Annotated in this window: 19 protein-coding genes and 1 pseudogene; 10 read left to right on the top strand and 10 right to left on the bottom strand. The window is 65.0% G+C overall.

Annotated features, from left to right (window positions below; all coding sequences use genetic code 11):
- Positions 1 to 131 precede the first annotated feature (131 nt).
- Complete coding sequence (locus RHA1_RS43425) at positions 132 to 659, bottom strand: hypothetical protein (protein ID WP_011600406.1); 528 nt, start codon at positions 657 to 659, stop codon at positions 132 to 134.
- Between the two features lie 31 nt (positions 660 to 690).
- Complete coding sequence (locus RHA1_RS51275) at positions 691 to 2,463, bottom strand: hypothetical protein (RefSeq protein ID WP_193384963.1); 1,773 nt, start codon at positions 2,461 to 2,463, stop codon at positions 691 to 693.
- 614 nt (positions 2,464 to 3,077) lie between these two features.
- Here RHA1_RS51275 and RHA1_RS43410 point away from each other — a divergent pair.
- Together RHA1_RS43410 and RHA1_RS43405 are read left to right on the top strand one after the other, a co-directional pair.
- Positions 3,078 to 3,446, top strand: coding sequence for a hypothetical protein (locus RHA1_RS43410; RefSeq protein ID WP_011600404.1), 369 nt, complete (start codon positions 3,078 to 3,080; stop codon positions 3,444 to 3,446).
- 88 nt (positions 3,447 to 3,534) lie between these two features.
- Positions 3,535 to 3,846, top strand: coding sequence for a ParB/RepB/Spo0J family partition protein (locus RHA1_RS43405; protein ID WP_011600403.1), 312 nt, complete (start codon positions 3,535 to 3,537; stop codon positions 3,844 to 3,846).
- A gap of 26 nt (positions 3,847 to 3,872) precedes the next feature.
- Here RHA1_RS43405 and RHA1_RS43400 read toward each other — a convergent pair.
- Positions 3,873 to 4,184, bottom strand: a pseudogene (locus tag RHA1_RS43400) (gamma carbonic anhydrase family protein); the annotation flags it as partial.
- Here RHA1_RS43400 and RHA1_RS43395 point away from each other — a divergent pair.
- Positions 4,181 to 4,627 carry a DUF4192 family protein gene (locus tag RHA1_RS43395; RefSeq protein WP_237727145.1) on the top strand — a complete coding sequence of 149 codons (447 nt, stop codon included), beginning with the start codon at positions 4,181 to 4,183 and terminating at the stop codon, positions 4,625 to 4,627. The pseudogene RHA1_RS43400 and the gene RHA1_RS43395 sit on opposite strands and share 4 nt — an antisense overlap.
- 143 nt (positions 4,628 to 4,770) lie before the next feature.
- On the opposite strand, the gene RHA1_RS45280 is transcribed toward RHA1_RS43395, so the two are convergent.
- From RHA1_RS45280 to RHA1_RS53435, 5 genes are all read right to left on the bottom strand, one after another.
- Entirely contained in the window at positions 4,771 to 4,971 is a 201-nt protein-coding gene (locus RHA1_RS45280; RefSeq protein ID WP_050787705.1) for a hypothetical protein, read from the bottom strand.
- Positions 4,972 to 5,243: 272 nt separating this feature from the next.
- Complete coding sequence (locus RHA1_RS51120; RefSeq protein ID WP_050787704.1) at positions 5,244 to 5,987, bottom strand: hypothetical protein; 744 nt, start codon at positions 5,985 to 5,987, stop codon at positions 5,244 to 5,246.
- A 103-nt stretch (positions 5,988 to 6,090) separates the two neighbouring features.
- Positions 6,091 to 7,266: an IS110-like element ISRhosp8 family transposase gene (locus tag RHA1_RS43380; protein WP_011600398.1), complete on the bottom strand. Its 1,176-nt coding sequence runs from the start codon at positions 7,264 to 7,266 to the stop codon at positions 6,091 to 6,093.
- 689 nt (positions 7,267 to 7,955) lie between these two features.
- Positions 7,956 to 8,792: an ATP dependent DNA ligase gene (locus RHA1_RS43375; protein ID WP_011600396.1), complete on the bottom strand. Its 837-nt coding sequence runs from the start codon at positions 8,790 to 8,792 to the stop codon at positions 7,956 to 7,958.
- The gene (locus RHA1_RS53435) at positions 8,756 to 8,926 is read right to left on the bottom strand and encodes a DNA ligase-like domain-containing protein (RefSeq protein ID WP_337505509.1); all 171 of its coding nucleotides are present in this window, start codon (positions 8,924 to 8,926) and stop codon (positions 8,756 to 8,758) included. The genes RHA1_RS43375 and RHA1_RS53435 overlap by 37 nt, the downstream gene beginning before the upstream one ends.
- 223 nt (positions 8,927 to 9,149) lie before the next feature.
- Between RHA1_RS53435 and RHA1_RS43370 the strand changes: the two genes are divergently transcribed.
- Positions 9,150 to 9,533, top strand: a complete 384-nt coding sequence (locus RHA1_RS43370; protein ID WP_041813734.1) for a hypothetical protein — start codon at positions 9,150 to 9,152, stop codon at positions 9,531 to 9,533.
- A complete protein-coding gene (locus RHA1_RS43365) occupies positions 9,530 to 9,835 on the top strand; it encodes a hypothetical protein (protein WP_011600394.1) in 306 nt (101 codons plus the stop codon). Before RHA1_RS43370 ends, RHA1_RS43365 begins: the two co-directional genes overlap by 4 nt.
- On the opposite strand, the gene RHA1_RS43360 is transcribed toward RHA1_RS43365, so the two are convergent.
- On the bottom strand, positions 9,832 to 10,926 hold the full coding sequence (locus RHA1_RS43360) for an IS630 family transposase (protein ID WP_011600393.1): 1,095 nt from the start codon (positions 10,924 to 10,926) through the stop codon (positions 9,832 to 9,834). The genes RHA1_RS43365 and RHA1_RS43360 overlap by 4 nt on opposite strands.
- A 707-nt stretch (positions 10,927 to 11,633) precedes the next feature.
- Here RHA1_RS43360 and RHA1_RS43355 point away from each other — a divergent pair.
- The 3 genes from RHA1_RS43355 to RHA1_RS43345 are packed head-to-tail and all read left to right on the top strand — an operon-like array spanning position 11,634 to position 14,626.
- Positions 11,634 to 12,290 carry a hypothetical protein gene (locus RHA1_RS43355; RefSeq protein ID WP_011600391.1) on the top strand — a complete coding sequence of 219 codons (657 nt, stop codon included), beginning with the start codon at positions 11,634 to 11,636 and terminating at the stop codon, positions 12,288 to 12,290.
- 51 nt (positions 12,291 to 12,341) lie between these two features.
- A complete protein-coding gene (locus RHA1_RS43350) occupies positions 12,342 to 13,814 on the top strand; it encodes a DDE-type integrase/transposase/recombinase (RefSeq protein WP_011600390.1) in 1,473 nt (490 codons plus the stop codon).
- On the top strand, positions 13,811 to 14,626 hold the full coding sequence (locus tag RHA1_RS43345; protein WP_011600389.1) for an ExeA family protein: 816 nt from the start codon (positions 13,811 to 13,813) through the stop codon (positions 14,624 to 14,626). Before RHA1_RS43350 ends, RHA1_RS43345 begins: the two co-directional genes overlap by 4 nt.
- Before the next feature lie 314 nt (positions 14,627 to 14,940).
- Here the strand turns inward: RHA1_RS43345 and RHA1_RS50160 are convergent, their stop codons facing one another.
- Positions 14,941 to 15,126 carry a hypothetical protein gene (locus RHA1_RS50160; protein ID WP_050787703.1) on the bottom strand — a complete coding sequence of 62 codons (186 nt, stop codon included), beginning with the start codon at positions 15,124 to 15,126 and terminating at the stop codon, positions 14,941 to 14,943.
- Positions 15,127 to 18,326: 3,200 nt separating this feature from the next.
- Here RHA1_RS50160 and RHA1_RS43335 point away from each other — a divergent pair.
- Both RHA1_RS43335 and RHA1_RS43330 read left to right on the top strand, forming a co-directional pair.
- On the top strand, positions 18,327 to 18,737 hold the full coding sequence (locus RHA1_RS43335) for a helix-turn-helix domain-containing protein (RefSeq protein ID WP_011600385.1): 411 nt from the start codon (positions 18,327 to 18,329) through the stop codon (positions 18,735 to 18,737).
- A gap of 45 nt (positions 18,738 to 18,782) precedes the next feature.
- Positions 18,783 to 19,388, top strand: a complete 606-nt coding sequence (locus RHA1_RS43330) for a hypothetical protein (protein WP_041813730.1) — start codon at positions 18,783 to 18,785, stop codon at positions 19,386 to 19,388.
- Positions 19,389 to 19,546: the final 158 nt, after the last annotated feature.

Genomic DNA, 19,546 nt, shown 5'->3' with positions numbered 1-19,546 from the left:
GTTGTCGTCGTACCGAGCTAGTAGCTGAAGGCCCGATCGACGAAGTGCGCGACCGACTCACATTGGTCTGTCGGCATCGCGCTCATTAGGCGGCATGGAGAGCATCACTGCATCTACGTCAACAGTAGGGTCTAGCAACCTAGCGGCCCGCAACTCTCGCTGCTTGATCTTAGCGATATAGCGTTCATGCGCCGCACCTTCGCCCGTTCCTTGTTTGACCAGACGCTCCGGAGAAACTGTTCTACTTCCTCTGACTGTGTCTGCATACCGCGCAGCACTGACTTGACGAGTATGAGGGCGGCTTCCTCATTGCCTACTTCATGCAGGTGATCAAAGGCGTCGCAGACGTACTTCCACCTACCGCCCCATCCAGCTATGACGGGCTCCATTCGTTCCTCCCGGAAGTATTCCCGTGCCACGGCAAGAGCAGAGAATAGGAGAAGTTCCTCATCCGAAGCGTCAGGTTGGGCAGCACGGCGAGCAATGTTCGCCATGAGGAAAAACATCTCCATGTTTTCGATGTTGTCGATGAGATCACGCCTCTCACCGCCACCCGAGCGTAGGTCTTCGAACCATGTGGTTATGAAGGTCTCTAGGCCTATATCGTGCGTGCTCGAATCCGGCGAGACGACGATGGAGGGCTCGTGCTCGTTGTTCACGGAACCTGAGACGCGAAACCGTCGCCGACACTCACTGCGATGTTCGGAAGGCCATCGCCACGAGGGCGGCTGTGCCCTGTAGAACGTCGACGGCCCGCGATGCGGCCAGCAAGTCGGTTTGACCAGAGTGAACGACGCTCTCGAGGAGCTGTGCTGCATACGCGATGTGAACTCGTGGATCGTTCCAATTTCCCCAGTCTTCGGTCGGCGTTCGGACAGGGATAAAGATCGCTCCACGTGACAGTGGTTTCAATTCCGGCGGTGATTCGCTACCCGAGTCCTCGCCCCACCCAGTGTCCGCGGCATTTGGTATGACGAGAGCACCGTGTTTCAGGGCTTCGGCAATGCGCCCGGCAAGAGGGTCGTCGTTTTCGTCCGCTGAGGGCCCCAGCGGGTCGTTCACAATATCGATGAGAGATTTGTGCCGGGGAACGATCGAGGGTGGCCCTTCATCGCTACCATCCCAACCCATTCCGTCGTCCCCCGGCTCATCGGTGGCGCTGTCGTCCACGTCACCGCCATCGTCGCCATCGTCGCCATCGTCGCCATCGTCGCCGTCACCGCCGTCATCGCCGTCATCGCCGTCGCCATCATCACCGTCATCACCGTCATCACCGTCGTCGCCATCGTCGACCGTCTCGTCGCTGACCACTTTGCCGTTCTTGTTGATGACAGTCGTGTGCGTTCTACCGCGACCGGTCGTGGCATCGCCAGTTTTCGTCACGATGGTCGTCGAGCCATCTGGGTGCGTAGTGATTACGGTCGTGCTCCTGACACCGTGCCGGGTCTCACCCGAGAGGACGTCTACGCCCCGTTGCGTAGTTTGTTTTCCGTTCGAATCGGTGGTGGTCGTCTCCCATGTAGTGATCACTTTGCCGCCCCCGAATTCCTTGTGCTCATGATGAGACGAGGTGGCTACTGCTCCGGAGGGCGCCCTCTCCGTCGTGTGCGAGGTGCTGTCTGTGGATGTCCCGCCGCCGGGAGTCATCTTTGGCGGGGACGTAATTGTGGACTCACTCTTATGACCGCCGTTGTCGAAGGTAGTCACCGTTGTCACCGTCTTCGTTCCATCCGGTGCAACCGTCGTCGTCTCGCTCGCGTGGGATCCGGGGGCAGCGGGAACAAAGCGCCACTGAGACTGTTTCCTCTTGTCCGCCTCGTCGGTATACGAGAGGACACGCGATGTTCCGTGCCCGCCAGCGGTGAAGTCAACCTGCGATCTGGTCAGTTTCGCGAAACCTCGGTGTGCATTTGCGCCGCGTTCGGTGGACCCCCGGTCATCCACGCCGGTTGTTGCCGATAACGTCCAAACCTCGCCGCCCTGAGGATCAAGGCGACAGCGGGTCATTTGCGAGTTACCGCTTGAGCCGACCTCACCCGAAGCTTCCCCGACGATTCGGACTCCACTTCGACGGACATCTTGATACCGCGACTTCCAGCTTCCCTCGGGTGTGATGCCGATGTCGCGGACAAGGCGACGCCGCGGACCGAAGGTGCTCACCGACCGGCCCTCGATGCTTCCGTCGTCAAGCGAGCGCGCCGACCGAAGGTCGACAACGACATTCGGTGATCGACCATCCGTACGAATTCGAATGGATGCCACCTTCCAATTCGTTTCCCGCACGGTAGACAAGCTGTACGTTCCGGTGGCATCGAAATCCAGGCGGACTAACTCGCCGCTCGGGCTGGTGATTTGTACCGTGAACGAACCAACATCACTGGCGCTTGCCGTTACGGTCGCCGGCGGACCATCGACGGCAGCATTTCCAAGCCATTCCGATGTGGGTGCCACAATGTTGAACATGGCTTCTCCGTATCACTGACGAATCGGGAAATATCGGCTGAAGTCGACTCTACGCAGATTTCGCATCCACGTTCACCCCTCGTATCCAGAAGGCCCACAGTTCACGAGCCTGACTCCGGGGCGAGCGATGGCGGCAACATCAGTCTAGGTCACGGCCAGCCACTATGAAGCGCTCTGCATCAGTCACGGACCCATCATCCAGGTTTCGCGTCCGCTGCGACGAACGAACACCACCGCGCTGATCCTGCCGCCCGCAGCCCGGTCCAGAACGGTCGCACCTTGCGGGGGAGTGGGCGTACTGCTCGCCGACGCTCGCCCACTGGCTTCTGTCCGCCGAGTGGTCATCTCCAGTGAGATTTGGCCGAGAGTTCGAGACCCTCGAGGTCTGGGGTGAACCAGTCTCCCGTTCGCACGTAGTCGTCTATCAGTTGGGGATCCGCCTGCCCGGCGGCCTGGCCACCTTCGGTGTCCTTCAAGAGGATGCTCCGCTTCGCTCCGCTCTGTTGAAGAAGAACATCGTTCTTTTGACTTGCTGGCCTTCCGATCTCCTTGCCAGCAAGGCAAAAAGAACGATCAGGGCGCGGCAGGTGTCCTGATCCCAATTGGAGGTAACTGTGAGCAGCACAGCGGATTTCATCGTCAACGGAGTCATCACCAGTGCTCCCGATGTCGCCCGTGCCGAACTGGCTCAGGCACCACTCACCGAACGAAAGGCGCACAAGGTGTACGACATCCTGGCTATCTGCGAGGCCGCAGACGGGTTCGCGGAAGAAGTCTTCGCGGACAAGTCGGTGGTCCGGCAAATCGCTCTTCTCGACTGCCGCCACGTCGACCGTTACGTCACGTTGCTGGAAGCGCTGGGGTGCGAGGCCCTCGCAGCGGAACTGCGTGATCTCCACATCTTGGAGTACTACCTCCACAAGGGAACCACGTGGAGAAGGGTGACCGGTTTTCCCGCACACGACAGGTCCGCGACCGGCTAGCTGAGACATTTCGACCGGAAAACACAAGACACCGGGCAGTTGGTACCTGCCCGGTGTCTTGGATCCGAATCCTAGGAGAGAGACCAGCATGACTGCAATTCAGAACGGCCCCATCGCCGAGATCATCGACGGCGAAATGTTCGTCCGTCTCGACCCGCACGCTCTCGACATCGGCGCCAACGTCCGCGACCGGGTCGCCCTGTCCGAGACGCCCGATTTCGTGGAATCCATCCGCGACCACGGAGTGCTCGAGGCGATCAGCGCCGTTCAGCTCGCGGACGGGCAGATCGTCGTTCGTGATGGTCAGAGGCGAACGTCCCCTAGAAAGTGGGCGTGTTGTGTCGACGCGAGTTGGCGGCGAGTCGCACCGTCGGCTGCGAACTTGCCTGACTCTCACTGAGCGCGACTACGCTGAAACGGTCCGTTTCAGGATTTCGTGGCGTAGTAGGCCAATCTCTTGACGTAGTTGTCGGCGTTGTGTCGTATCTGCTCGAGTTCGTCCGGAGTGCATGTGCGCCGAACTTTGCCGGGTATGCCCGCGACGAGTGAATTCGGTTCGATGACGACGCCTTCGGGCACCAGGGCACCGGCCGCGATGATTGCTCCTCGTCCGATTTTGGTGTGGTTCATTACGATTGCGCCCATGCTGACCAGGACGTCGTCGCCGATGGTGCAGCCGTGCAGGACGGCATTGTGCCCGACGGAGACGCCGGAGCCGATGGTCAGCGGGGCTCCTGGGTGACTTCCCCCGCACCACCATCACCGAACTGGCCGCCGTCGTGCAGGGCCGGGAGACCCCGAGCGCCGATCTCGCAGCCCGCGTCGGCTTGCTCGCCGCGATCAACCCGGCGTTGCGGGATGCGTTGCTCTCCCTTGCCCATTACGGTGCCACCGACGCACACGCGGCGATGCTGTTGGTCGCGAACCAGGTACGCGGCGTCGCCCGTGTGCAGACCCTCACCATCACCGGGATGTTCGCGTACCTCGACGGTCGCGGCGCGGAAGCGGGCATCGCATTCGACGCCGCCCGCGACGTCGCCGAGACCGCGCCGGAAACGCACACCGGGTTGCTCGACATGCTCGAAATTGCGATTCAGGACGGCATCCGACCCGACGCAATCGCCCGTCTCGTGACTATCGGCGTCGACATTGCGGAGAAGTTGGGCGTCGAGTTCAACTGACACGCACAACAAAGGGCGCGCCCCCGAACGGCCTAGGTTCGGGGGTGCGCCCTCGGTGATCGTAGAGGGTGTTCGGGCATCGAGCCCGAACACCCTCAGCGCATGCGAAGTGCGCAACATCGTCGTGTTGCGCGGGCTCCGGTCTAGATCAAGTCCCGCAGCGAGTCCGGGTTCGGAAACGCGACGTCCACGCCCGTCGTGTCAGCATGACCGAGCGGTCCGACACGCTCGCCAGCGACGATCGCCTCGAGATCGGTGTCCGTCACCGCCCAGATGTGCTTGGTGGCCTGATACAACGCGGACTCAACTGCCGAGCGTTGCACCGCTATTCTGTCCTCGCTCATGCTCTCCCCTTCGTACCTAACGCTTCCCGGCATCGACCGGGCGTGTTTCTGTCAGAACAAGGTCGGGACGTCAGTCCGCAACAAGGCCGACCGCACTTTCTCATCATCCCACCCGTCGCGAATCGCTTCCCGCAACGCCCGCGACCGCGCCGCGCGCGCCGCACGATCGGGCCCGTACCAACGCCACGTCTGCCCGCGACCGCCGCCGCGTCCCTTCGCACCCATCCCGGCAAGATTTTGTGCTTGCGTTCCGAGCACCACGTGCGGACGACCTAACGCTTCCGACGTCGCCCGAACACAGATAGGGTTGTCGCAGACTTCGTGCAACGCAACCTCGTCCGGTTCGAGGGGCCGCCCGAGCTCGATCGCCAACGCGTACCGGTGCGGGATATGGGGGTGGGGTGACGGCGCCGGTGTCGATGGCTCGGGCGACCCTCGGTGTGCAGCTCGAGGAGTTGCCCTCCCGTCTGGCGGAGCTCCGCGGTTTCCTTGAGACGATGACCGAGACGATCGCCTCGGTGACCGATGTCGAGGCGGTCGCCGCCGAGGTCGATCAGGCCCACGCCGAGGCGCTCGCGAAAGTGGCCGAAGCGGAACGGTTGCGGGGCGAGGAGGAACGGCGCCGACGTGAGGCCGAGGCCCGCGCGAGTGCATATCAGCAGGCACGGGAGGAGGCCGACGCGGCCGCGGAGGACGCCTACGCGGAGCTGGCGCGGATTCAGGCCGAGGCCGCTGCCGCCGTGGAGGACGCGGCGAACCGGGAACGTGAGGCACGCGCGGAACTCGAGCGCATCCAGGCCGACGCCGAGGGGAGGATCGCGGCCGCCGAGGCCGAGGCTCGGCTCGCTCAGACCCGCGCCGAGACGCAGACCGCTGCAGCGCAGGCCGCTGTGCAGGACAGCCGCGAGCATGTGGACCGTCTGCGCGGGGAACTCGCCGACCTGCGCGCAGAGGCCCGTACGGACCGCGACCAGGTGCGCGCCGATCACACCGCACAGCTGGCCGAGGTCCGGCAATCGGCCGCCGACCGTGTCGATGCGCTGACCACCGCGCTGCGCGCCGCGGAGCAGGCGATCGAGGAGCTACGGCGGCAACCGGGGGGTGTCCCTATGGTTCCCGTCAAGCCGCCGAGGGGAGTGGTGCCCGGTAGAGTTCCTTGTTCTTCAGCATGGCGTAGAGGACGTCGCAGCGGCGTCGGGCGAGGCAGATCAGGGCCGCGTTGTGTTTTTTCTTCTCGGCACGCTTTTTGTCGTAGTAGGCGCGACTGGTGGGGTCGTGGAGGGCGGAGAACGCGGAGAGGAACAGCGCTCGTTTGAGCTTTTTGTTGCCGGATCGGGCCGGGTGTTCGCCTCGGATCGAGGAGCCCGATTTGCGGGTGACCGGTGCGATGCCTGCGTAGGCGGCAAGGTGGGCGGCGGAGGCGAAGGCGGAGCCGTCGCCGACCTCGATCAGGATCCGGGCTGCAGTCCTGAAACCGATGCCGGGCATCGAGGTCAGGACTCGGGAAAGAGGGTGGTCATCGAGGGCCCCCTCCACGTCCTCAGCGACCGATTTCCGTTGCTGGAGAGTCTCTTTCAGGGTGTCGGCGAGTTTGGGGAGGATGGTCTCGGCGGCCGTGCTGCCGGGGACAATTACGGTCTGCTCTTCGAGGGCGGCAAGGATCTCGCCGACGAGTCGGGTGCCCATGCGGGGCGCGTGTTTGACCGCGATCGCGGTGAGCTTGCGCTTGCCGGCCTTGCGGATTCCGGCCGGTCCCCCGCAGCGGGAGAGGATCTCGAGGACCGCCGGATGGGCGATGCGGGGGCCGAGGACCCGTTCGAGGGCTGGATGGATTCCGGTGAGGAGTCCGCGGATGCGGTTGCTGACCCGGGTGGCCTCGCCGGCGAGGTCGTCGTCGAACCCGATGAGGACCTCGAGCTCGGCGAGGGCCTCGTCGCCGGTGTCGACCCGGCGCAGGGTGTGCGGCATGGTGCGGGCGGTATCGGCAATGATGAAGGCGTCTCGGGCGTCTGTTTTCGCTTGTCCGGGGTATAGGTCGGCGATGCGGCGCATCGCCAGTCCGGGCAGGTAGCCGACCTCGTGGCTGCAGGCGCGGGCCACGGTGACCGGCAGGGCGCCGATCGTATTGGGTTGGTCGACGACCACCAGCACCGATCCGTGGCTGGCCCGCAGCTTCGCTTCGTCGTTCGGCAGGGCCTTGTCGTAGATTTTCTTTCCGGCGGCGGTCAGTCCGACGGCGTGGTGCTCACCTTTGCCGACGTCGATGCCGCAGTACACCGCATAGTTCGAGTCCATTCAGGGTTCGCCCCTTGTGTCTCCGGTCGGTCGGTCGCCGATCCGGCATCGACGCCCGGCACCCACGTTACAAAGGGACCTACCCAAACTTCGGTTGGCCGTGTCCCTATCAGCGGTCCGTCGACGCCACCACACCCGGCGACACCACCCCCCGGATCATGCGTGAGACAGGGGCAAGGAGTCATACCGGGTCTGGCGACCGTAGCCCTTCTGTGAAGGACCGTAAATAACGTAACGGGGCCGCGGTTTCGGCACCTGAATCAGCGCCGCACTGCGTTCTCGTCACGCCCGATCCCTGATGGCACCACCGGCACCGGGCAGCCTACAGACCTACCCGGTGTCCAAGGCCGTGAACAACGTCCGCAACAACGGCGCCGAGCTGCTGAAGCCGATCACGGTCGAGGAAGCCCACTGACCAGCGTGTGAGCCCACGCGGGCCCCCGCGCTGGCGCGCCTCATCGGGGTTGGAATACGACCACACCTCCCGCTGTTGAAGGGGCTGACGGTGGCGCGCATGCCCCGGGTACCACACCAGAAAAGTCGCTTCGAGCGACCACTTGCCGAGAGGCGATATGGCGTCACTGTCACCCCCGCCCCGGGTAAGACCTACAGTGCGTAGCGTTCCCGGATACGTAGGGGATGAGGAGCCGCTGACACCGGGGAAGGTGCCGGCGGCTTTCCTCTGATTTCTACAGGTCCTCGACCCGGACCGATGCGGGGTCGATATCGAGGCGTCTGCCCTTGTACGAGGGATGCCTGAGCCCACGCGAGGTGAGCTCGCGGAAATCGACCTCGACCACCGTGACCGGAGTCAGCCAGCGGACATCGCCGTCACCGTCCGGGGCCGCTGCCGGGTCGTCTGGGAGGGGGCTGGTGGGGCGTTCGAGCGAACGGAACTCCTCCCGGAGCTGGCGGCGCGCGGAGACGCTCAGGCCGCTGCTGACGTGCCCGACTTGCTCGAGTCGCCCGTCGGCGGTATAGCCGCCGAGAACCAGCGCGGCCACCGACCGGCTGCTGCCGACGAACCCGATCGCGAGCACCGTCCCCCTCGTCCGGATCGCGGTCTTGATCCACGATCGATTCCGTTGCCCCGGAAGGTAAATCGAGTTCGACCGCTTGGCGACGATTCCCTTCATCTGCGCCGAACGGGCCGCATTCAGCATGACGCGACCATTCTGGGATTCCCAGTGCGGCGGCACTGCGATCGGGAGCCCGCCGATCTTCTCGACGATCGATTCCAGTTCGGCCAGCTCCGCCCGCCGATCCAGGTAAGGCACTCGCAGGAGTTCCACGCCGTTTCGGACGAGCGCGTCAAAAGGCAGATACGTCACGGGGATCCGCCGCTGAAGCGGCTTCGTCGCGTGTGCCACACCGAGTCTGCGCTGCAAGAGCCCGAAGGACGGACGGCCCCGGTCCATGACCACGATCGCCCCGTCGAGGACGATGCGGCCGCCGCCGCCGAATGCCGTCGACAGGGCCTCGGCGACCTCTAGGAGGCGGTCACGACGTTGAGATTGCGGGTCCACAGCACCGGCTCCCGGCCGCCACCGACCGAAGCCAGCAACCGGCACCCGTCGTACTTCATTTCGAAGCTCCACGGACGGTCATCGCCCGGGGGCGGACCGGCCGTCGCGATCATCGGCGCGATCAACCGACTCACACCTGCGATTGTGCCCTGGACCTGCACCCTCGGTTGAAGGAACTCGAACGCATCCAGGACGGCTCCGCTCGCGCAGGCCCGCGCCGAGACGCAGACTGCTGCAGCGAAGGCTGCCGTGCAGGAAGGCTGCGAAGAACAGGGCATGATGACACGCTGGAACGTCGCCACCCGACTGGAAGGGCAATCAGCGTCGCCGGACTGCCAAAACAAAGGAGCTGACCTGATGGGCGAATGGATTCTCCGGGGCCTGAACGTTGCCGCACTGGGAGTCCTGCTCGGGTGGATGGTGCGCAACCACTGGGAGCGTCGCAGCCGGGGCAAACTCTCCGAACAGGGCCTCGACCACCTCGCCGACGGCAGACCGTACGTCACCTTCGGGTTCCATCAGGGGCCGATCGAGGTCCATACCCAGGACGGCGACGTCATCGCTACCTTGCCGCTCGAGCCAGGCACGGTCCGCATCACCGAGGCCACCCGCGTGCTGACCGAGCACGGCTGGCAGCAGGCCGGAGCACTCATCATGTCCGGCGTCGACACGATCTTTGTGCCCGTCACGCATCGTCCGGTCCCGAAATCGTCACGTCCGCACGCACAGGGGGAGCTATGACCGAGTTCTACACCGCAACTGACCTCGCACACGCCGGTTACGCCCGCCACCGGCTGACCGAGCTGTTCGGCGAACCCGACACCACCGCCGACGAGGACCGCTGGTCGCGCGACACCGTGGAGGCTGTCGAGCACACGGTGCTCGCCCCAGCCGCTCGGGTCGTCTTCGCCGCGTTCGAACCGGATCTCGACACCCGTGCAGGGATGATCGCCACCGACCTGCGGTTCGGGTGGCCGCAGATGGAACAGATGCTCGCTCGCGTAACCCTGCGAGAAACAGACAGGGGAGAACGCGCGGTCTAGTGTCCCGCGTCAGAAATTCGTGAGATATATTTAGCGAGGGAATCGAGGAGCTCCTCGGCGGTCTTGTGCCAGACGAACGGCTTCGGGTCGTCGTTCCAGGTTTTGACCCAGTTGCGAACGTCTTTCTCCAGTGCTGCAACGCTTTTGTGTACACCACGGCGGAGCAGCTGATCGGTCAGGAATGCGAACCATCGCTCGACCTGATTGATCCACGAGGACCCGGTCGGGGTGAAGTGGACGTGAAAACGTGGGTGCTTGGCCAACCAGTCGCCCACTGCCGGCGTCTTGTGGGTGGCCAGGTTGTCGCAGACAAGATGCACGTCCAACTCCTCGGGGACGGCCTTGTCGATCGCGGTGAGGAACTTCTTGAACTCCACGGCCCGGTGACGTCGATGAAGCTCGGAGATCACCGTGCCGTCGGCGATGTTGAACGCCGCGAACAGGCTGGTGACGCCGCTGCGGACGTAGTCATGACTGCGCCGTTCCGGCATGCCGGGCATCATCGGCAGCACCGGCTGGGAACGGTTCAAGGCCTGCATCTGGCTCTTCTCGTCCACACACAGGACGACGGCACGCTCAGGCGGATTATGGTAGAGACCAACAACATCGACGACCTTGTCCACGAACTGCGGATCCGTGGACAGCTTGAAACCGTCGGTCAGATGCGGTTTGAGTTCAAACTTGCGCCAGATCCGGCCGATCGTCGACGGTGACAGGCCGGTGCGCTTGGCCATCGAGGTACGCGACCAGTGCGTCGCATTGGCCGGGGAGGTTTCCAGTGTCGCGGTAACCACGTCTTCGACCCGGTCCAGCAAGATCGAGGGCGGACGACCCGGTCGAGGTTCATCGACCAAGCCGTCCAGGCGTCGGTCGACGAAGCGCCCGCGCCATTTGTTGACCGTATTGGCGGATATCCCTAGGTCTGCCGCAACTTGCTTGTTTGTCATCCCCGGCTCCGCGCAGGCCAACACGATCCGCGACCTCAGTGCCAACGACTGTGGGGTTTTCGCTCGCCGCGACCATCGAACGAGTTGTTCGCGTTCGTCATCGGTCAACATCAACTCAGCCTTCGGGCGTCCGGTTCGAGGCATGCCTCAGGATATCAATTTAAAGCACGAATTTATGGCGTACGACACTAGCGTGCCTGGTGCCTCGATCGAGCAGGTCATGAACCGCGAGATCGCCGTCAGACGGCGCGTCACCCGCCGCGACCGGCCGGCATCGGGTGATTCGGTTCGTGCGGTACCCGCCTCCGGCGGCTACCGGACCGCCTGCGGCGTCCCCTGATTCGAACTGTAGGGTCTCGCTGCCGATGACATTTCGAGAAGCTGCGACCTGCGGGATTATCATTGGTCTCAAGGTATGGCCACCGCAATCTGTCTCAATTCCCTGGCATTTCTTCAGCCGACATCGCGATGCGGGCCGTGCCGTGCCGTGCTGAGACGAGCGTTGGCCTGGACCCGCTGACGTCAGGAGTGGTTGGGGCGAAGGAAGGCAATACTTTGAGCCCTCCAGGAACGGGCCGTACATCGGGCTGTCGCTGCTGCCGGTGTTTCGTACGACATGGCGCACTACCGCCCTCAGCGAGTGGGGCCGGTTGTTGAGCGTCTCTGGCGATGACGAGGATCGGGTCCGCGGTCGTCAATGACGTTGCCGATCTGATTGGAATGATCGGCGTGGGGTTGATCTTGGTGGTCTGCACCATCAGTGTGACGAGGAACTGATGGGTGCACGGCGCCCCCGCTGAATTCTTGGCGGAGCTCACGGGGGCACCGTGCGTCGTGCGAAAGGCGCACTGATGGTCACGGTAGAGGTCGATCCTGTCCGCGTCGAGTCCCGCCTGTCGCGCGGGGACATGTCCTGCCCGTCCTGCACCGGTGGAGTGCTGGCGGGCTGGGGTTTCGCCCGACCCCGCCCGGTGGCCGGAATGGCTGCGCCGGTGCGTCCGCGACGGGCACGGTGCCGGGGGTGTGCGGTGACGCACGTCCTGCTGCCGGTGACGTTGTTGCTGCGCAGGGCGTATCTCGCGGAGTTGATCTGGGCGGCGTTGGCGGCGAAGGCCCGCGGTCACGGGCACCGCCCGATCGCGCAGCGATTGGGCATCCCGGGGTCCACGGTCCGCGGCTGGTTGCGGGTGGAGGCGGCCCGAGCGGATGCGGTGCGTAGTTGGTTCCTCGCGGTCGCGGTCACGACGGGTGTGGATGTGGCGGTGCCGAGGACAACGGAGTCGGTGTGGGGCGACGTCCTCGCCGCGGTGCACGCGGCACACGGTGCGATCACCGCTCGCTTCGGAAGGTCCGCGGTCCTCGGCGCGGTGACGGCCGCGCAGGTCGCCGTCGCGGCCAGTGCTGGTCGGCTGCTCTCGCCCGGCTGGCCACCGGTCCCGGCATCGGATCCTGCAACACCAGTTGACCCTGCCGCCGACAATGATGATCCGTCATCGTCGCGGGTGTGACTGCCCGGCAACAGGTTCGGGCAGCGCATTCTTCGATGAATGGGGATCGTGTTGCCTACCGATGATGAGAAACGACGTGAGAGAAGCCATGCGGTCGGGTTGTTCCGCTACCAATTGATCTGCCCGGCGCTCGATGCCGGGTTGTCGACGAAGGCCCGGGGCCGGCTGGTGCGGGAGATCGCGAGCCGGCAGCACACCGACCCGTTCGGAACCCGGGTGAGGTATTCGCGGGACACGCTCGATCGGTGGATCCGCCGCTACCGGGCCGGTGGGTTCGAGGAGTTGATTCCCACCACGCGGGCGGGGACTCCGCGGACGGACACTGCGACCTTGGAGTTGGCGGCGTCGCTGAAACGGGAGAATCCGGCCCGCACCGTCGCGCAGGTGCAACGGATTCTGCGGGCCTCGGCGGGATGGGCGCCGTCGGAATCGACGCTGCTGCGCCATTTCCACCGGCTGGAGTTGATCGGCCCCGCCGCCGGGAACGCCCCGACTGTGTTCGGGCGGTCCGAAGCGGAGAACCCGAACGATCGGTGGACCGGGGACGCGCTGCACGGGCCGAGGATCGGTGGCCGCAAGACGTATCTGTTCGCATTCTTGGATGATCATTCCCGGTTGATCACCGGCTACCGGTTCGGGTTCTCTGAGGACACCGTCCGTCTCGGGGTCGCGTTGGAGCCGGCGCTCGCGGCGCGCGGCGTCCCGGGCTCGGTCTACGTCGACAACGGCTCGGCGTTTGTCGATGCGTGGCTGCTGCGGGCCTGCGCGAAGCTCGGTATCCGGTTGGTGCATTCGACCCCGCACCGCCCGCAAGGGCGCGGGAAGATCGAGCGGTTCTTCCGCACCGTCCGGGAGCAGTTCCTCGTCGAGGTCGCCGACACCACCGCCGAGGATCTCACCGCCGCGGGTCTCGATCACCGAACCGCGTTGTTGGAGCTCAACCGGCTGCTGACGGGATGGATCGAAGTCGAATACCACCGGCGGGTGCATTCGGAAACCGGGCAGAGCCCACTCGATCGGTGGGAGTCCGGGTGGTCGCGGCTGGGACGGACACCGGCGATGCCGACGGCCGCCGATCTGACCGAGGCGTTCCTATGGTCGGAGTATCGGACGGTGACCAAGACGGCGACGGTGTCGTTGCACGGCAACACCTACCAGGTCGATCACGCCCTGGTGGGACGGAAGGTCGAGTTGGTGTTCTCCCCATTCGACATGGAGACCATCGAGGTCCGCTACCGCGACGCCCCGCACGGACGGGCGGTGCCGCACAACATCACTCGGCACGTGCACCCGAAAGCCCGGCCCGAGATTCCGGAACGACCCACGCCCGCTGCGACGGGTATCGACTATCTGGCGTTGACGGCCCAGACCCATCATGAGCAGGTTCGCAGCGATCGGCGGATCGGGTATCACGCCCTCTACGGACCCACCGACGACGATAACGGTGGTGAGCAGCTTCCCGGGCAGTTGAGCATTGACGACCTCACCGATGAATTCACCCACCGCGACGGGCGGCCCGCATGAGTATCGAACGCCTGCAGTCCTACTACGGCTTCACCCGAATGCCGTTCGGCCGAGGGTTGGCACCGTCGATGCTGCACCGGCACCCCGGCCACGCCGAAGCCGTCGCCCGGATCTCCTGGTGCGTGGACCAACACGCGTTAGGAGTGATCACCGGCGAGGTCGGCGCCGGGAAAACCGTCGCCATCCGCGCCGCGACAGCGGCCTTGGACCCAGCCCGGCATGTGATCATCTACCTACCGAACCCGTCGGTGGGAGTGCGGGGAATGCTGCATCACATCGTCACCGCACTGGGCCGGGTGCCGAGTTTCTACACCGCGACCTTGGCGCCGCAAGCCGCCGAGGCATTGGCCGCCGAATACGCCGAGCGAGGCCGCACCCCGGTCGTGGTGATCGACGAGGCGCATCTACTCGACAACGCGCAGATGGAAGCCATCCGGATGCTGACCAACCACGACATGGATTCGGGGTCACCGTTCGCGGCACTGCTGGTCGGGCAGCCGACGTTGCGGCACCGGCTGCGACTCGGGGTACTCGCCGCGTTGGACCAGCGGATCGCGGTGCGCTACGCCTTGGCCGGGATGAGCCCGACAGATTCGGCGGACTACATCACCCATCACTGCAAGATCGCCGGCCGGACGGATCCGTTGTTCACCGACGACGCGGTCACCCTGATTCACAATGCGGCCCGCGGATATCCGCGGGCGGTAAACAACCTGGCGGTGCAGGCGTTGACGGCGGCGTTCGCAACGAAAGTGTCCATCGTCGACGAGAAGTCCGCACGGGTCGCCGTCACCGAAAGTGGCCACGACTGAGTCACTGATCGCGCGACGTCACCACGCCGACGATTCCCTTACCACTCCGACGAAGGCCCTCCCCGCGACCGCGGGAAGGGCCCTTCTCATATCGACATCAACGGCATCGACAGTGACGCCATCGTCGGCACGTTCAGCGACGGACAACAGCCGGTAGTGGATTGCCGGGGCGGCAGGTTTAACCGTCGCCCGGCCAGCGGTCGTTACTGACCAGGCGGTCCGCTGGTGTCGTCGCCGGTGGTGGCATCACGGGGGTCGGTGTAGGTGGATCCGCTGGTGCCGCCCCCCAGGACCACCACACGAAAGGACCTGAGTCACAATGCGTCTCCCGTGCCGTCGGAGCCGTAGCTGGGGTCGATGTAGGTGGATCCGCTGGTGCCGCCGCCGGTGCTGCCGGGGTCGGTGTAGGTGGATCCGCTGGTACCGACGGGATCGGGAGCGGTGTACGTGCCCGGATCGGCCCCGGTATCTTCGACGTCGACACCGGCACCGTCTGTCACAGCTTCCTCGGTCGCCGAACCCGCCGGCGGAACAAGACCCGGATCCGTATAGCCACTGGAACCCGCACCGTCTGTCACAGCTTCCTCGGTCGCCGAACCCGCCGGCGGAGCAGGACCCGGATCCGTATAGCCACTGGAACCCGCACCGTCTGTCACAGCTTCCTCGGTCGCCGAACCCGCCGGCGGAACAAGACCCGGATCCGTATAGCCACTGGAACCCGCACCGTCTGTCACAGCTTCCTCGGTCGCCGAACCCGCCGGCGGAACAGGACCCGGATCCGTATAGCCACTGGAACCCGCACCGTCTGTCACAGCTTCCTCGGTCGCCGAACCCGCCGGCGGAACGCCGCCCCCGGAACCAGTCGGATCAGTTCCCTCGCACGGGACAGAAAGGTCAGAAGTGTGGCAGGAGAAGCTGTCGGTACCACCCGGGCACGAGTGGACAGCGCTTTGGCAATAGTAGTCCTCCCCACCGGTACCAGCCGGAGCGGATTCCGCCGGATCCGGCGCGGGCTGCGAGCCGGGCATCGCCGGAGCCTGGGCGACCTGCCCACCGCCACCGGTGCCCGGAGCGGGTTGCGAGCCGGGCATCGCCGGAGCGGATCCAGCGCTGCCACCGACCCCAATTGGAGGGGTTCCGGCGCCTCCCGGGTCTGGGTTTGTGACGACGCCCTCCCCACTGATTACAGGAGCGGGTGGTCCGGGAAGGGTTCCGGTATGTCCAGGGTCGCTTGCGGGCATCGCCGGAGCCGGAGCGGACCCACCGCCATCAGAACCTGCCGGTGCGGCCCCGCCGACCCCGCCGGTACCGGCCGTACCGGAACCATTCGTGGCCGGATCCGACGCGGCGCCTCCACCTTGGTTGGGAGGGGACTGCGCGGCAATGGGCGCAGGCAGGGCGGGAATCGGCGGTACCGCGGCGGGCCCAGGATCGCCCGGAACTGCGGCGGGCTGATTCGCTCCATTGCCGGTCCCTTGGACCGGTTCGACGACGGGGGTCGGCCCACTGGTCGACGGGGTGTCTTGGTGCTGGATCCACACGAGGCCACCGGCGGCGAGCGTAAGCACCGCCGCGAGGGGTGCGAGGGCGTTGGCGGCGGTGCTGCCGAGTCCCCCGGCGCCGGCCGGGGCGAGGCTCGATGTCGGACCGGTCGGTGCGGTGGCGGGTCCGCTCGGTGTCGGTGTCGGTGCCGGCGCCGGCGCCGGGGGGTGCTCGGGAGCATGCACGGCGGGTTCGTCGTGTTCCTTGGCCTTTTCGAGCATTTCCCACACGACCAGGGGTGTGCCGGTGCCTTTCCACCACAGCGCGGCGAACGGCATCAGGACCGGTTGGACCACACCGCCCAGGAATTTCAATGCCTTGACGGTCTTCGAGTCGTTCTCCGCGAATGGAAGTTTGGTTGCGACGAAGTTGATGTAGGCCGCGCTCGCATTGTGCAATCCATCGTTGACCGCGCTCAATGGGAGCCAGGCCGGGGCGGCGACGAATAAGAGGAAATTTGCCGCCGACGTCCCCATCGAGTCCCCTGGATGCGGGGTCATCGCGTGGATGAGGTGCGGGGTAAGGCTTTCGTACGGTACGGGTCCTTGGTCAGACATGGCACTGCCTGCCGCCCGTGTCGGTGGTCGGCTGCCCTCCGGGCAGGGTGGGCGGGCGAGTTGTGGCACGGAGGCCGGTGGGTTTCATGAGATCGGGTCCTGAGAGGTGGACAAGGATGAACAGGCTGATCGTCCTCGGGGGCGTGATGTCCCGGCTCAATCCTCTTCCCGTGTGATCACGCCGTTATCCCCTCCTAGGGTGCGGGGAAGTACCCCCCCAGGGGGCATGGGCTCACCCGAGGGCCACTTGCCGACCGCTCCGAAGGCATGGGCCGTCGCAGAGCGACCGTCAACGGAAGAAGGAGAAATCCGTGGTGGCGGCCAGGAAGAGTTCCAGACATGGCCCTGGTGGCGAAGCCGCCATCGATCCGCCACTTCCCGCCAGATTCGGTTCTTTTCATGGTAGCGGTTGCGCTGCACCACGAGCCCCTGACCTGCGGAATCTCACCGGATTGGCCAATTGGCCACCCAGTGGCCATCCGGGCTGAGATTTGGCCACGATTTCTGATTCCCTACAAGAACTCCGCTGCGCTCCGCCCTGTTGAAGAACATCGTTCGTTTTTGACGTGCTGGCCTTCCGTTCCTGATCGACGGCGGTCCCTGGCGGCGCAAGCGTCGGCACAAGGCTCCGAGAACTTTCTCCACCCGCACTCGCTGGCGCTCGCAGAGAAACTTCCCGGCCCAGGGGTTGCGCCAGGCCCTGATACCGCCGATCCGATTTCAAGTTCTGCCGTCGATTGGCAAGTGCGCCGATCCGACACGGTCAACGCGTAGTCAGGGAGGACGATCTGCGATTCGGAGGTTGTGGGCAGACTCGTTCGACGAGCGGCTCGGGCTCCGGGTGCTGGAGCTGCGACCCACACTGACCGCGGGATCAGGCGCCGCGCTTACCCGCCGTAAGGTGCACCGCCCACAGGGCCGCAATCACCGTGGTGCGCCGCACCGCAGACGGGAACGCAGCGGCATAGGGAGCGTACGGCAGTGGCCAATTCCTACTGGCCGCGACAGTGAGGTAATCGTAGGTCTCGGGGCAGTCGAGGCACGCTCGAACATCAATGGCACTTCGGGTTCGACGCGGCGGACCAGGTCGGGGACGACGAGGGAATCCTTGCCGCCGGGGAACGCAGAAGTACCTGTCGTGGGTGGCGAGATGCGCCTCGATCCGGGCGGCGATGTCCGCGAGTGCTTCCGCGCCGGTCTTCGTCGAGCGCATCGGTGACGTGGGGCACGTCGCTCGGCACGGTGGTGTTCATAGGGACTATGGCTATGGGTGCCAAAATGCTGGTAGCGGTGCGTGGCGTGCTGGATACGGTGCCCGTGGTCCGGCGTGCCCATTCCCAGGATCCACCACCGGCACGATGTTGTGCGGCGGACACGATCTGATTGGCGGCGATGGGCAAGTCTCTGCGGCCAGGGTCTGCTGAGGCCATCCTCCGAGACGACGCCTCGCCCTACCAGATGCGCCGCCGGATCCCCGCCGACCAGAGGGCGGCCGTCTTCGGCAGGTCGTGGCAGGGATGTTGGGAAAGGAGCGTCAACACGAAGTCGGTTGCACTTATAAGTGCAAATCACTACGATTTATGGCATAGGAGGTGCTTGAGATGAGCGCTGTTGTGACCGATCGTGCCGCGAAGACCACCGTCACGGTCACTTCCACGGAGGTCGAGCAGGCCGGCGCTGTCGATCCCAGCAGCCTGGAGTCGGCGGTACCAGCGGAGCTTGCGCGGATTCTTACCGCGGTGGTGGCGGTTGTTGCCGCTGGTGGCACCGTCACGATCGGGTCGGTGCCGAGTGAGGTCACCACCACGACCGCGGCTCAGATGCTGGACATCTCCCGCCCGACACTGATGAAGCTCATCGGCGAGGGGGAGATCCCCGCCCACAAAGTCGGCACCCACACTCGGTTGACGAGCAGTGATGTGATCGCTTACCAAGAGCGGCAGCGTGATGCGCAGCGAGCAGCGTTCGACGACCTTCGCGCTTTCGAAGACGCAGAAGGCATGACGTACTGACCGGTGCTCCGCGTCCACGAGGGCCCCTGCGTTTATCCTCGTCGGGTGAGCGCAGGGGTTCTGACGGATGCAAACGTCCTCTATTCGAGGACGCTCAGGGACTGGATATGCCTGCTCGCCTTCCGGAAGTCGCCGATGTTCCACTTGACGTGGACCGAGGACATCCTCGCTGAGCTGATCTATCACATCCGGAAGAAGCACCCGCACTACTCCGACGCGCAGGTCGGCGGGATTCGGGACCGCATCATCGCGGTGGCGCCATACGGCCGGATCAAGGGCAACGTCATCGATTCCGACCTCGCGTACACCGACGACTACGACGCCCACCTGCACGCCGCCGCCGTGCAGTACGTCGTGACCGACGACAAACGGTTCCTCGACTTCGCGGAGACGAACGACGCGATCCTCAGCTACGAGGTGTACACCGCCGACGACTTCCTCATGCTGGTGAACCAGAGCTCACCAGCGGCGGTACGTGAGGTGCTGCTCGAGCAGATCGACTACCACCGGCGGCGTGGAGGTGCGTTCAATCTCCCAGCCTCGTTGGAGGCTGCTGGGGCAACACATTTCGCACAGGTGATCCGCGAATTGATGCGCAGTCGAGCTGTCGCCGACGCGCTCGCGCGTCCGCTCACCGCCACCGCTGAATGACCGCTACGGTCCGGCCTGGCATTTGATGGTTGCGTTGCGCGTAGATAGTGGCCGCTGGCGTGGTGGCAGCAGACGGTTTCGGCGGCGTCCGTGCGCGGGTGGTGTTCTTGCAGGTCGGGTCGCGTACCGGGCCGGTCGGTGCTTATGCTCGATCTCGG

This window comes from Rhodococcus jostii RHA1, assembly GCF_000014565.1.
GTDB classification, from domain to species: domain Bacteria; phylum Actinomycetota; class Actinomycetes; order Mycobacteriales; family Mycobacteriaceae; genus Rhodococcus_F; species Rhodococcus_F jostii_A.
This window is presented reverse-complemented; position numbering and strand designations above follow the sequence as displayed.